The organism is Acinetobacter sp. V116_7 (genome assembly GCF_056735735.1).
In genome coordinates this window covers 1-13,679 of record NZ_JBWZIF010000001.1, presented here as the reverse complement: position 1 = coordinate 13,679, position 13,679 = coordinate 1, and the positions used below count along the sequence as shown (strand labels likewise).

At 39.3% G+C, this 13,679-nt stretch carries 13 protein-coding genes, 2 tRNA genes and 1 other RNA gene; 7 read left to right on the top strand and 9 right to left on the bottom strand.

Annotated elements, in window-relative coordinates; genetic code table 11:
• Positions 1-12 precede the first annotated feature (12 nt).
• The 5 genes from AC1PJP_RS00080 to coaD all read right to left on the bottom strand — a co-directional run bounded on the left by AC1PJP_RS00080 (position 13) and on the right by coaD (position 2,625).
• Positions 13-1,197 carry a porin gene (locus AC1PJP_RS00080; RefSeq protein ID WP_479766332.1) on the bottom strand — a complete coding sequence of 395 codons (1,185 nt, stop codon included), beginning with the start codon at positions 1,195-1,197 and terminating at the stop codon, positions 13-15.
• Positions 1,198-1,345: 148 nt separating this feature from the next.
• Positions 1,346-1,422, bottom strand: a tRNA-Met gene (locus AC1PJP_RS00075).
• A gap of 63 nt (positions 1,423-1,485) precedes the next feature.
• Positions 1,486-1,841: RNase P RNA component class A (gene rnpB, locus AC1PJP_RS00070), an RNA gene on the bottom strand.
• A gap of 27 nt (positions 1,842-1,868) precedes the next feature.
• The gene (locus AC1PJP_RS00065) at positions 1,869-2,132 is read right to left on the bottom strand and encodes a YfhL family 4Fe-4S dicluster ferredoxin (protein ID WP_004794186.1); all 264 of its coding nucleotides are present in this window, start codon (positions 2,130-2,132) and stop codon (positions 1,869-1,871) included.
• 1 nt (position 2,133) lies between these two features.
• Positions 2,134-2,625, bottom strand: coding sequence for a pantetheine-phosphate adenylyltransferase (gene coaD, locus AC1PJP_RS00060; protein ID WP_023274310.1), 492 nt, complete (start codon positions 2,623-2,625; stop codon positions 2,134-2,136).
• A 134-nt stretch (positions 2,626-2,759) separates the two neighbouring features.
• Between coaD and smpB the strand changes: the two genes are divergently transcribed.
• Positions 2,760-3,236, top strand: a complete 477-nt coding sequence (gene smpB, locus AC1PJP_RS00055; RefSeq protein WP_004641603.1) for an SsrA-binding protein SmpB — start codon at positions 2,760-2,762, stop codon at positions 3,234-3,236.
• A gap of 47 nt (positions 3,237-3,283) precedes the next feature.
• Here the strand turns inward: smpB and AC1PJP_RS00050 are convergent, their stop codons facing one another.
• The 3 genes from AC1PJP_RS00050 to rluD all read right to left on the bottom strand — a co-directional run bounded on the left by AC1PJP_RS00050 (position 3,284) and on the right by rluD (position 5,828).
• Positions 3,284-3,835 (bottom strand): flavodoxin family protein, encoded by a 552-nt coding sequence (locus tag AC1PJP_RS00050; RefSeq protein WP_005303092.1) that lies wholly within the window; start codon positions 3,833-3,835, stop codon positions 3,284-3,286.
• Between the two features lie 192 nt (positions 3,836-4,027).
• Positions 4,028-4,765, bottom strand: coding sequence for a peptidoglycan editing factor PgeF (gene pgeF, locus AC1PJP_RS00045; protein ID WP_199943878.1), 738 nt, complete (start codon positions 4,763-4,765; stop codon positions 4,028-4,030).
• A gap of 10 nt (positions 4,766-4,775) precedes the next feature.
• Positions 4,776-5,828: a 23S rRNA pseudouridine(1911/1915/1917) synthase RluD gene (gene rluD / locus AC1PJP_RS00040; RefSeq protein WP_005303089.1), complete on the bottom strand. Its 1,053-nt coding sequence runs from the start codon at positions 5,826-5,828 to the stop codon at positions 4,776-4,778.
• A 71-nt stretch (positions 5,829-5,899) separates the two neighbouring features.
• Here rluD and AC1PJP_RS00035 point away from each other — a divergent pair, with 71 nt between their 5' ends.
• Positions 5,900-7,063, top strand: a complete 1,164-nt coding sequence (locus tag AC1PJP_RS00035) for an outer membrane protein assembly factor BamD (RefSeq protein WP_174727545.1) — start codon at positions 5,900-5,902, stop codon at positions 7,061-7,063.
• Positions 7,064-7,220: 157 nt separating this feature from the next.
• Positions 7,221-9,095, top strand: coding sequence for a DNA primase (locus AC1PJP_RS00030; protein WP_013198794.1), 1,875 nt, complete (start codon positions 7,221-7,223; stop codon positions 9,093-9,095).
• On the opposite strand, the gene hemA is transcribed toward AC1PJP_RS00030, so the two are convergent.
• Complete coding sequence (hemA, locus tag AC1PJP_RS00025) at positions 9,092-10,375, bottom strand: glutamyl-tRNA reductase (RefSeq protein WP_479766331.1); 1,284 nt, start codon at positions 10,373-10,375, stop codon at positions 9,092-9,094. The genes AC1PJP_RS00030 and hemA overlap by 4 nt on opposite strands.
• 88 nt (positions 10,376-10,463) lie before the next feature.
• On the opposite strand from hemA, the gene AC1PJP_RS00020 reads away from it, so the two are divergent.
• From AC1PJP_RS00020 to AC1PJP_RS00005, 4 genes are all read left to right on the top strand, one after another.
• On the top strand, positions 10,464-12,173 hold the full coding sequence (locus tag AC1PJP_RS00020; RefSeq protein WP_004794196.1) for a tetratricopeptide repeat protein: 1,710 nt from the start codon (positions 10,464-10,466) through the stop codon (positions 12,171-12,173).
• A 4-nt stretch (positions 12,174-12,177) separates the two neighbouring features.
• On the top strand, positions 12,178-12,756 hold the full coding sequence (lolB, locus tag AC1PJP_RS00015; RefSeq protein WP_003653326.1) for a lipoprotein insertase outer membrane protein LolB: 579 nt from the start codon (positions 12,178-12,180) through the stop codon (positions 12,754-12,756).
• Positions 12,757-12,774: 18 nt separating this feature from the next.
• Positions 12,775-13,608: a 4-(cytidine 5'-diphospho)-2-C-methyl-D-erythritol kinase gene (gene ispE, locus AC1PJP_RS00010; protein WP_479766330.1), complete on the top strand. Its 834-nt coding sequence runs from the start codon at positions 12,775-12,777 to the stop codon at positions 13,606-13,608.
• Positions 13,607-13,678, top strand: a tRNA-Gln gene (locus tag AC1PJP_RS00005). Before ispE ends, AC1PJP_RS00005 begins: the two co-directional genes overlap by 2 nt.
• The last annotated feature ends 1 nt before the right edge of the window (position 13,679 follow it).

The following is a 13,679-nucleotide window of genomic DNA, read 5'->3' as shown; positions in this document are numbered from 1 at the left end:
TACTCTTAAATTTTAGAAATAATATCCAATTGAAAGATAAAACAATTTATCCCAATCATTACTGCTACCTTGTGCAAGGCCATCGGCCCCACCACCTACCATTGGGTCATTTTTACTCATAATGTATTCACCCTGAATACCAATGGCCTTGTAATTAAAATAAACTCCGGCAATTAAACGTTCAGAGTCTTTATAGCCATCCTCGTCTTTAAAAAAGCGACTATGGGAGATATAAGGTTTAATGTTTTCAATCTGATGGAATGGCTGAGCAAAGGTATAGTTAATTTCATTGACTAAATACTTACCTTTATTGGCGACTTGATATGGATAGTCGAACGCACCAATCGTTGAACTATTTGGAAATAAATCATCCCCATTGGTGACATCTTGCTTACCTGCCAAGAACATCCATTGCCAAGCTTGATATTGCGTTTGAGCAAAAACGTTCCATGACTTACGATGTCCATCTACATCTGTTCTTTTATTTTCTAAATCAGAGTACCAGACTGAACCACCTAACTCAGTCGAAAAATTTTGAGACTTATCAATCTCAAATTTTCTAGATGCTCGGGCAATCCACATATTCTTTTCTTCAATATTGGTGCCATTGGTCAAATCATCAGCTTCAACAAAATTACCACTGTAACGACTTGAATCCTTTGATGGTCCCTTATAATTTCCTCCATCAGATGGATAAAAACCTAAGGTCAAATTATATTTATCATCTGCAAACTTATATTTGATACCCAAATTATCGATATCTTCTAAACCAACTGTATTTAAAAGTGTTTCGTAATAACTACTTCCCCAAAATTCGCCAAAACCAAAGTCAACGGGTTGTAAACCTGCCGTGATTCTCTGCTGGTCAGATAACTTATAACCTACCCATGCTTTTTTTAGAAAAATTGCATCGCATAAGCGATCATATTGATAACAACGAGCATCCGCTCCTGCAATCCAATCTGGATTTTCATAACCTAACACTAATTTAATATCGGTTAGCCGCCAGTCATCATTTTGAGAACCTTCATTTGCATCAACCACATAATCTTTATGCAAATATCGGGAGCGTACCGCGCCAGAAACTTTAAATTGACCCGAGTCTAAAGTTGGATCTCCCCAACTCAAATCAGCCGCAGAAACTTGAACTCCCGCTGTTAAACTTAAAATCCCTACAAATAATAATGACCTTTTCATGTCTTCAACATCCTTGTTAAGTGTTATAAGAACATGAAGAAATTGACGTAGACAAACAATGCCACAACTATAAAGTCGGTCTTTACAAACTGTGTTTAATCAAAAAATGAGCATAAAAAAAGACCACGCAGGAGCGTGGTCTATAAAATGGTGGCTATGACGAGACTTGAACTTGTGACCCCCGCATTATGAGTGCGGTGCTCTAACCAACTGAGCTACATAGCCGAAAACTGTGCGCGCATTATCTTAGTTTCTTTAATGCACGTCAAGAAAAATTTTAAATAAATTAGGTGAAGTGAGCCTATAAGCCGGGTTCTGTCGAGGATGGTCATTCCTCTAGGCGTACAATCACTCATACGCTCAAGCGACCTACCCGAATCCAGTACGGGCCGTACCTCAGGATTCCTATTTGGTCTTGCTTCTGGTGGGGTTTACCATGCCGTGAACTGTTACCAGACACGCGGTGCGCTCTTACCGCACCCTTTCACCCTTACCTCACGAATGAGGCGGTCTACTCTCTGCTGCACTTTCCGTCGGCTTTCACCGCCCAGGCGTTACCTGGCACCCTGCCCTATGAAGCCCGGACTTTCCTCCCCTGCTTCAGTCACGAAGACCTCCACAGCAGCGACCATCCAGCTCACCTCAGGGGCGCATATTAACAAATTTATTTACTAATTGCTCGTGCTTTTTTGAGCAATTAATTTTTTATATTTGTCGAAGAGCTGTTCTTCTGTTTCCTCATGCTGTGGATCTTTAGGAATACAATCTACAGGACAAAACAACTGACATTGCGGTTGGTCATGATGACCAACGCACTCAGTACATAAATCTGGATGAATTTCATAAATCACCTCACCCATAAAAATTGCTTCATTCGGGCAAACTGGTTCACAAACATCACAGTTTATGCATTCATCGGTGATATATAACGACACGTTACCAACCTTGTTGATGTTTACGTTCAAAGGCCTCAACCACAGCTTGCGGAACAAACTTGGTTACATCCCCTTTTAAACGAGCAATTTCCCGAATCAATGTCGAAGAAATAAATGAATACTGCTCAGATGGTGTTAAAAACACCGCTTCAAAATGTGGATCAAGTTGACGGTTCATATTAGCCAATTGAAATTCATATTCAAAATCAGAAACCGCTCTTAAACCACGAAGTACTGCTGTTGCCTTCTGCTCTCTGAAAAAATTAACCAGTAAACCATCAAAGCCGACAAATTCAACATTTGAAAGGTGGCTTAGTGATTTTTGGGCCAGTTCAACTCTTTCTTCTAGACTGAACAAAGGGTTTTTATGATGTCCAATTGCAATTGCTACTACAACCTCATCAAACATTCTTGATGCTCTAGTAACTAAATCAACGTGTCCATTCGTGATGGGGTCAAATGTTCCAGGATAAATTACACGCGTTTTAGACATCCGCTAGTACTCTAATTATATTGTGAACCTATTTTAGCAAAAGTTATACATGAGGCGAAATATTCATGTGCAGGAAAAACTTCACCTTAGCATCAGTTTACGGCACAATAGGCATAATTGTGGAAGTTTGAATTATGGCGAAAGCAACAGTAGTAAAGAAACATAATGGCGGAACAATCGCACAAAATAAGCGTGCCCGTCATGATTATTTTATCGAAGAAAAATTTGAAGCAGGCATGTCACTTCAAGGTTGGGAAGTAAAATCCTTACGTGCTGGGCGTATGACTTTGACGGAAAGTTATGTCATTTTCAAAAATGGCGAAGCATTTTTACTTGGTTCACAAATTCAGCCTTTATTATCGGCTTCGACCCATGTTGTACCTGAGGCAACACGTACCCGTAAACTATTGCTCTCCCGACGTCAGCTTGAACATCTAATGGGTGCAGTTAACCAGAAAGGCTACTCATGTGTTCCTTTAGCGTGTTATTGGAAAGGTCATTTAGTCAAACTGGAGATTGCACTTGTGAAGGGTAAACAGCTTCATGACAAACGTGCAACCGAAAAAGACCGTGACTGGCAACGTGATAAAGCTCGTATATTTCATAAGTAATAAAACAAAAGCCTCTTTTCAGAGGCTTTTTTACGTCGTGAAGTTCATTAGTTTAATCTGTATAAAAGTCCAGCAATATATTCACCAAACCATTTAGCTGTATCTAAATCACCTTGTGGAGGAGTAATTTCAACAGGAGCGTTATCTGACTGTGTCATCAAACCTAAGCAACTCGATAATCGGTTTAAATCTTTTTCACTATGCCCTGTCGTCATTAAAGGTAAACCTGACCAAAGCATGCCATGTTGCATGGCAAAAATATTTAATTGTTGTAATACCGCTAGTTTATCGCCACTCAGTCCGCCCGAATTTGCAAAGCCCGCCGCAAGTTTGCCTTGCCACACACGTTCTTTCCAACGCTTAGAAGTACTGTCCATAAATTTTTTAAAATCGGCAGTCATACTTCCCATATAGGTAGGTGATCCGAAAATAATGCCTTGTGATGCATCAAGCGCATCCCAATCAATATGCTCGATATTCATTAAGTGTACTTTCACCCCCATCACCTCTGCACCAGCAGCAATAGCAGAGGCCACCTTAGCGGTGTGACCATATGGACTGTGGTAGACAATTGAGAGATGTTTTTCAGGCAAAGACATAAGATTAAAATTTTAAGCGATTTTTTCTATTTTATCATTTTATTAACGCTTGCTAAACCTACATCTATAAATATGAAATAGAAGCGTTTCAATACAATTCATAATCGTAATATCTTTAAACTAAATAGAAGCTCTCTTACTTTATTTAATGACTAAAAAATAAGAGAGTGAATTTAATGTTGTTTATAGAGCTTAGATAAAAACAAAGGTAGCCATACGCCCAGTCTTTGCATCACGACGATAAGAAAAATATTCATCGCTCTGTTGATATGAACATTGGTCTCCGCCTAAAACCTGCTTCACACCTAGACTCTGCAAAATAAAACGTGCAATTGCATATAAATCTGCATGAAATTTATTTGGAGCAGCTCCCTCAACAAAAGCTGTTTCCAACTCAGGATATTTATCACAAAAAACAGCTTTTACTTCAGCCCCAATTTCAAAACAAGGTTGGCTAATCGCTGCTCCTAACCACGCCCAAGCTGGAGGGTTCTGCATAGCAGCAATCGTGTTTTCAACAATCCCACCAGCTAAACCACGCCAACCCGCATGTAAATTTGCGACTTCGGTACCTTCGGCATTACCTAACACGACAGGTAAGCAATCAGCTGTCATCATCATTAAAGCATGGCCTTTGGTTTGAGTGACCAAACCATCACCAATTAAAGCCTTAAAAGGAATTTGTTCATTTACTGTATGGCAAATCGTACTATGTGTTTGAGTCATCCATGTCATTTTTTTAACACCGAACTTAGCAAACTCATCTAGCAATATCATGCGATGTTGCTGAACACGTTTTGCCTCATCATTAACATGTAAAGCCAGATTAAAGCCAGACAATTCATATTGATCCGTTGCTAATGCTAAAGGATGTTGAACACGTGTCTGTCCTACATATACGCCTTGAGGTAAATCTTGAACAAATTCCATATACGCGTCCTTAATATGCAGCGTTTTCTGAACGTAACACATCTACTAAATGCGTAAAATCTTCAGGCCACGGTGCTTCAAATAGCATTTCTTCACCAGTACGAGGGTGTTTTAAGCCCAATTTAGCTGCATGCAATGCTTGGCGTTTAAAACCACGCAAAGTATCAATAAGTAATTCAGACGCCCCTGCAGGTACACGTACACGGTTCATATAAATCTGATCACCGATCAGTCCATAGCCGATATAACTAAAATGCACACGAATCTGATGAGTTCGGCCTGTTTCAAGACGAGCTTGTACACGAGTAAAATCTTTAAAGCGTTCTTTTACATTGTAATGGGTCACAGCATCACGCCCGCCCGGTAAAATCGCCATTTTCACACGGTCAACAGGATGACGTTTGATCGGTTCATCAATAGTACCACCAGCAATAATATTTCCATAAACAACTAGGTCATATACACGGTAAACCGATTTATTTGCCAACTGTTTACTTAAAGAAAATTGTGCTTCAAGGCTCTTGGCAACGACTAACAAACCGCTTGTATCTTTATCAATACGATGCACTAAACCTGCGCGAGAAAGTTCCGACAATTTTGGGAAATGATAAAGCAATGCATTCACTAAAGTTCCAGAACTATTGCCCGCCCCTGGATGTACTACCATACCTACTGGTTTATTAATGACTAAAATGTCGTCATCTTCATAAACAATATTAAGTGGAATATTTTCAGGTTGACTTGTGGTCTGTGCTTCGAGCTCAACTTCGAGTGTAAGCAGCTCTGTCCCTTCACAACGGTGCTTAGGCTTGACAATGTTACCATTCACCAACAGATGGCCATCCTTCAACCATTGTTTAAGCTTTTCACGTGAAAACTCATTCCACACCAAGGCCGCAACCTGATCGATACGTTGTCCCAGATAGGTTTCATCTAACTGAACTTGCAACGATAAACGTGTTGCAGTTGTATCAGAAGTATGGTTATCTGCATCCTCAGAATCTTCAAGTAAATTGAAGTCGGTTTCAGATAAGTTTGTGTTTGAAGATTGTGCTGAAGTCATTTGATCATTGAGATAAAAGTGGTTTAATAGCGCAATTGTAGCTCATTGCCCAACATAACAGAGGAGTTTTTATGTCGCTACCACGTTATAAAATTACGATGCTTGCCTTATCTTTAGGTGTAGCGTCTGCATTTGTGGGCTGTAGCAGCAATCCAAGTAAAAAAGAAGTGGTCGATAGTGGCCCACAATCTAGTGAACAAGCTTACTTCGAAAAGGCCCAAAAGTCGCTTGACCGTGGTCAATATCTTGATGCGACCAAGTCTTTAGAGGCAATCGATACTTATTATCCGACTGGACAATACGCACAACAAGCACAACTTGAACTTCTATATTCAAAATTTAAACAAAAAGATTATGAAGGCGCGATTGCCTTAGCAGAACGTTTTATTCGTTTAAATCCTCAACACCCAAATGTAGATTATGCTTACTATGTTCGTGCTGTATCGAATATGGAGCAAAATTACGACAGTTTGATGCGCTATACATCTCTGCAACAATCTCATCGTGATGTGAGTTATTTAAAAGTTGCTTATCAGAACTTTGTTGATTTAATTCGTCGTTTCCCAAGTAGCCAATACTCCGTTGATGCTGCTCAGCGTATGAAGTTCATTGGGCAAGAACTTGCTGAAAATGAAATGACTGCTGCGCGTTTTAACGTTAAACGTAAAGCTTGGATCGCAGCTGCCGAACGTTCGCAATGGGTAATTGAACACTATCCACAAACTCCTCAAGTTCCAGAAGCATTAGCGACTTTGGCATATAGCTATAACCAATTAGGTGATAAAGCGACTTCACAACAATATATTGAAGTTTTAAAACTTAATTACCCTAACTTGGTGAAAAAAGACGGCACAGTTAACATGCGTGCTGCTCGTAAAGAAGGTAACTGGATTAACCGTGCGACTCTGGGTATTTTCGGTCGTGAATCTACGGCTGCAACTCCAGAAAGCACAGCTGAAGCAGAAGCTCCAAAACGTGGTTTCCTCAATCGCGTAAGCTTTGGTTTAATTGGTAATTCAGATAAAGAAGAAACTGAAGAACCAGAAAAAACTACTGTTGAAGCTCCAAAATCAGAACGTAGTTGGACAAATCGTTTAAGCTTCGGTTTATTAGATAAACCTGAGCCACAACCAGCAGAAAATACAACTGTTGCTCCAGCTGTTAGCTCTACAGATGTATCAACTGATACTCAATCAGATGATGCAACGCAAGGTACTAGCGACGCTGCTCAATAAGTTACAAATTTTAAAAAGCACCAATAAACAGGCAAGTGATACCACTTGCCTGTTTGTTTTTATAAAATATTAAAATATTTATTGTGTAGATCTTGCCTCATCATGTCAGAATATTCTGACTCACTCTCTCATCAGTTTTAATACGGTTATCTGAATTATGGCAATTCCACAACATACGATTGATCAGATTTTAGATCGCACAGATATTGTCGATCTGATTGGTCAACGTGTGAAACTGAAAAAGACGGGACGTACATATTCCGGCTGTTGCCCTTTTCATCAAGAAAAAACGCCATCGTTCCATGTCTATCGCGACAAGCAGTATTATCACTGCTTTGGTTGTCAGGCTAACGGGAACGCGATCCGTTTTCTTATGGACATCGATAACCGAAATTTTATAGATGTCATGAAGGAGCTATCGAGTAGCGCTGGAGTCGAACTACCGAAAGATAATACTGAAAATAAAAAGTTGTCTTATACCCGTCAGGTTACGAAACCACCAGTTGCTAAAGCAAATACGGCGGAGCCTGTAACTCCAACTCCACAACAACCAACTGATGAAAGCTATAACACGCTTGAACCTGTATTTTTTGATGATCCATTTGCTCAGTTTGAGCAGCCTTTTAGTTTTGATGAACCAGTTCAAGAAGGTAATTTATATGACTTACTGGAAAATGTTGCTCAGTTCTATGAGCACCAATTACCTAATAGTCAAAAGGCAAAAAACTACTTTAAACAACGTGGCTTAACTAATCAGACTATTCAGTTTTGGCGCTTGGGCTATGCACCAGAAGACTGGCAACACTTAGAAAAAGCTTTTCCTTATGATATTGACGGTTTAAAACAGCTTGGACTTATTCGTTCAAGCGATAGTGGTCGTGATTTTGACTTATTACGTGACCGTGTCATTTTCCCGATTCGAGATCCTAAAGGCCGCGTCGTTGGTTTTGGTGGACGTGCCTTAAATGATGAAATCAAACCTAAATACATCAACTCACCTGACTCAGAGGTCTTTCACAAGAATCAGCTACTTTACGGACTTTATGAAGGCAGAAAACTTAAGTCTAGCGACTGGTTAATGGTTGAAGGCTACATGGATGTCATTGCACTTCAGCAATATGGCATTACAGGGGCTGTCGCAACATTAGGGACTGCAAGTAATACAGAACATCTTAATATTTTATTTAAACAAAATAGCCGAATTACCATTGCTTTTGACGGTGATGCTGCGGGTCAAAAAGCAGCACGCAGAACATTAGAAATTGCTTTACCACTTCTCAATGATGGCCGCGAACTCAAATTTTTTGTTCTACCAAATGACCACGATCCTGACTCTCTTATCCGTCGTGAAGGGCTTGAAAATTTCCAGAAACTATTACAACAGGCCCCTCTTTTGTCTGATTTTGTGTTTGCCCATTTAACAGGTCAACACGACATTAGCACCCCTGAAGGCAAAAGCTTGGTCATGGGTGAACTCAGAGAACTGACTGAACTATTACCCAAACAGGGCTCTTTCCGTTATTTACTTAATCAATCTTTCCGTGAAAAACTCGGACTAGGTAAACGTTTTACCCCACAAGTTAGTCACGATGCATCGTTATCATTTAATATTCAAACGAAAGATGAAGACTTTGCTGTCGCAATTTTGATGCATCATCCATTCCTTTATATTCATTTTGAAGGATTACGTGCCTATATTCCCCAAGATGAGTTATTAGCTAAAATATTAGCAACTTTAAACCGTATATTTGATGAATTGCCTGATGACCAAGAACTAGCGACTTATTATGTTTTAGGTGCATGCAGCAGTTATTGCCATGAAATTGCAGATATTATGCAAAGGACCAATATCCAGGCATTAACTCAAGCACCTGAAGTGGCTGACAAGTTAGCTCAAGAATATGCTTTAGGCTTAAAAGAAAGATATTTACGTCAAAAGCTTAAGTCACCGATTTCTCTGATTGAATCAAGAAATTTAAGACAGCAACTCAATGAACTAACAAAACAAATTAGTTTAAGACTGTTGTCTTAATGTTTTGGCTTACGCTCATGATCAAAGACGTCCTGTAAATGCTGTTGTAGCCATTCTAAATAATCAGGATTTTCTGCCTTGGCAGCTTCGCGTAGCAAAATAGATGTCGGATGCATAAGCTTTTGCGTCAAACGATGTGCGAATTGCTGTAATACTTGTTCAGCACTTTCACCATGATGCAAAGCCTCTAATGCGTGCGTAAGCTCTTGTTGGCTAATTTCTTCACTATGTTGGCGGTAAGCATAAATTGTGCTGCCAGCCTCTTTAACTTTTTGATGCGTAATAAGCTGGGTAGCTAACTGATTAACCATGACTTCTGCTTCAACAGCGGCCTGACGTCGTTGAGCAAGGTTCTCATCAATCACGCTTTGTAAATCATCAACACCATACAAATAGACCCCATCAAGCGCTTCAACTTTAGGATCTATATCACGAGGTACGGCTAAATCAACCATTAACATTTGTTGATAGCGACGTTTCTTTAATGCAGCCTTAACATCTGGATAAGCAATAACTTGATATAAGCTACCAGTACAACTCGACACAACATCAGCACGATATAAGTTTTCAGCCAATGCTGAAAAATCAATAATTTCAACTTCAACTTGATGTGAAATTTCTTGAGCCAATTGGTCAGCACGCTCACGGCTACGGTTACAAATAATAATTTTGGCAACACCCATTTCAGCCAGATGTTTAGCAACCAGACTATTCATTTCACCTGCTGCAACGACCATTACAGTAAGTTTTTCGGGCTTACTAAAGACCTGTAAAGCTAATTGAGCTACTGCATACCCCATCGAAACGGCATGACTACCCACCGCCGTTTCGGAACGTACGCGTTTAGCAGCATAAAAAGCATATTCAAAAACACTGTTTAATTCAGGAGAAACCGTTTGAGCTTCTTTAGACAATGCTAAAGCACTTTTAACCTGCCCTAAAATTTGCGGCTCACCCAGCATGAGAGAATCAAGACCACTCGCTACTCGCATTAAATGTGTAATTGCCTGCGTGTTCTCGTAACGATAAACATGATGAATTAAGTGCTGTACATCAATATTATTGGCATCGGCTAACCATTTCAGAAGGCTTTCGGCATTTTCTGCCATGGCATACACTTCTGTGCGGTTACACGTCGAAACGACCACCAAATCCTTTAAGTTCTGGTGATGGTTTTGTTCGGCAAGCAAACGACTTAATCGCTCTGCATTGAAAGCAATTTTTTCGCGGAGTTCGACAGAAGCTGTTTGATGGTTGACACCCAATGCAAAGAAAGACATATCAGATCATCATTTCGCTAAATTTATGCTATTGTGCAACATCGGTGTCATAAAAAGCATTACTTTGGATCAATAAAAATTGCGTCAAATGAATAGCCGTATTAATTTTAACGGTGCTTCGATAAGACAGTATTCTACCACATTCTTATTGTTAGGTAGCATGTCCTCGCATGTCTATGCACGTCCTGTGCAAGAGACCTATGCCGTGCATTCATTTGATCAGGCCTTAGAGCAAACTATGGTCGCTGAATTTGCTCTGGCTTATGATGATATTCCTAACGCTTTGCACAATTACACAGTCCTCGCAATTAAAAGTAACTCTACCTCAATTAAACAACGAGCTTTAGACGTTGCTCTTGAATATAATGACTTACAAGCCGCTTTAAATATTGCTACACATTGGGTAGCTCAAGAGCCCAAAGATGTGCCAGCTTTATTTTATTTGTCACATATTGCTTTAAAAACACATGAATACCAACTTGCCGCTGAAACATTAGATAAAATTTTAAAAATAGATCCGACTGCTGATTTAGAACAAATTTTAGCAAGTATTGCTCCGGAAAATGCTCAAGATCGAGATGTACTATTAACAGCTTTACGCTCTAGTGCTGAAAAAGATAACCCTTCTATTTTAGCACTCATCGCCAACTTAGAAGCCCAAAATGGCCAATTAGAATCTGCTCTAACCAACATTAACAAGGCATTACGCCGACGTCCTAAAGTGACGAGCTTTATTTTAATGAAAGCTAACCTACTCATTGCTCTTAGCGATCAAGAAGGTGCACTTAAATGGTACGCAAAGTCCAGCCGTAAATATAAGAAAAATTTAGATATTCGTTTAGCTGAAATTCGCTATCTCATTCAAATTAATCAATCTCAACTCGCGTTAGAAAAGCTCGAAAACGTTATAGAAGCTAATCCTAAAGCTGAAGAAGCATTATTTATTGCAGGCTTAACCAGTATCGATTTAAAGCAATATGACAAAGCAGAACAATATCTTGTTGATCTACGAAACTCTGCAAAATATCAAAATGAAGCTTATTATTATTTAGCTATTAATGCAGAACGCAAACAACATTATGAAACTGCAAAAGCCTATTATCGTTTAGTTGACGGCAGCTTATACGTCGTTTCCAGACGCAATCTAATTGCAATATATGATAAACAAGAAAATTTACATGATGCTTTACGGTTCCTCACGCAAGAACGCGTAAATTATCCGCAACATGCGAGTTTCTTATATCAAGCTCAAGCTGAAATCTTAAAGAAAATGGGCAATAAAAAAGCTGCATTAAACTTATTAGATGAAGCGATAAAGAATTTACCCGATGATCCGGAACTCATTTACGCAGAAGTTTTATTACTTGATCCGTATACTGACCGAGATAAACTCGACAAAACATTAAAGCAATTATTACAACTTGAACCTAACAGTCCAACTTACCTCAATGCATATGCTTATACATTAGCCCTGCAAAACCGTCGGCTAAAAGAAGCACGTCAATATGCAGAGCAAGCTTTAGAATATGCGCCGGAACAGGCCTCGATTCTTGATACGCTGGGCTATATCGCATTTTTGCAGAATGATTATGAAGCTGCAGCAGAGGCTTTAGGCAAAGCCTATGAACTTAGTCACAATATAAATATTGGCGTTCGCTATGCTAAAGCATTGTATATGCAAGGATCATTAACTCAATTTAGCGCTGTGTTACAACAACTGAAACAAAAACATGCCAATGATCCACAATTACAACAGCTTGATGCGTTAATTTTACCTACATCTGCAAAAAAGAGTTAAATATATGAGCAAATTTGCCCAACTGTGCACAGCGATCTGTGGATCAAGTGTATTATTTCTAACCGGTTGTCAGCATTTTACTCAACCAAAACCTGCGGTTACCCAGCAAGTTCAAGATGAAAAACACTTTAATTTACAAGGTAAAATCGGGGTTCGCACACCACAGCAAACTGGTAGTGCTTTTTTCACATGGGTTCAACAACAAGATAATTTTGATATTGAATTAAGCGGTATTTTAGGTGTAGGAAAAACTCAAATTCAGGGTAAGCCCGGTGAAGTGAAGTTAAATAGTGCGAAAACTGGTTTAATTACTGCTGCCTCTCCAGAAGAGCTGTTAGAGCGCGCAACTGGTTGGCAAGCACCTATTACCCATTTAACGAGTTGGATTTTGGCCAAACCCGCAACTCTAAGTGCTCAAATCAGTAAAGATAATGAAAATCGTGTAAACCAACTGATTGAAGATGGCTGGACAGTTAATTTTAGCTATGATGGCGAACAAACTTTGCCAAACAAACTGGTTTTAAAGCAAGCTCTTGCTGAAGATAAAGAAAACCGTATTACAATGGTCATCCAAAACCGTTAAATCTAATTATATAAATCTATGATTCGAGTTCCTTCTCCAGCTAAGCTCAACCTGTTTTTGCATATTACAGGCCGACGCGAAAATGGTTATCATGAGTTGCAAACTATTTTCCAACTTATTGATTTATATGACTGGATGATATTTACGCCGACTTTGGATGAACAAATCGAAATTGATGGATTGAGTGAAGTCAAACCTGAAGAAAACCTGATTTATCGGGCTGCTCAAATACTAAGACCACATGCAAAAAAATTCTGCGGTCTACACATCAAAATTGAAAAAAATATTCCAATGGGTGCAGGTCTGGGCGGAGGTTCATCCAATGCTGCCACAACCCTGATTGTGTTAAATCAATTATGGGAATGTGGACTAAATCAAGAACAACTTGCGGACTATGGCGTGAAGCTTGGTGCCGATGTTCCTATTTTTATTTATGGTAAAAATGCATGGGCTGAAGGTATTGGTGAACATTTATCATTCATAGACTTAGATCAAAAACAGTTCATTATTTTAAAACCTGATTGTTTTATCAGCACTCAATTGCTTTTTTCACAAAAAACATTGACAAGAGACTCTAAGACCACTAAATTTTGCGCCTATCAGTTAGAACCTTCTAATTTTGGAAATAACTTTGAGCCATTAGCTCGGCAGTTATACCCTGAAGTAGAAGAAGCAATGCGATATTTAGACCAGTTTGGTCAAGCAAAGCTTACAGGTACAGGTGCTTGTGTTTTTATTGAAGTAACGAATGAAATGAATATTGATGAAATTCTTAACCATTCACCTTGTAAATCTTACTTGGTAAATAGTTTAAAAGAATCTCCTCTTAATCATTTTAAGGTTACACATTAGGGGCGTCGCCAAGTGGTAAGGCACCGGGTTTTGATCTCGGCATCCGTTGGTTCGAATCCAGCCGCCCCTGC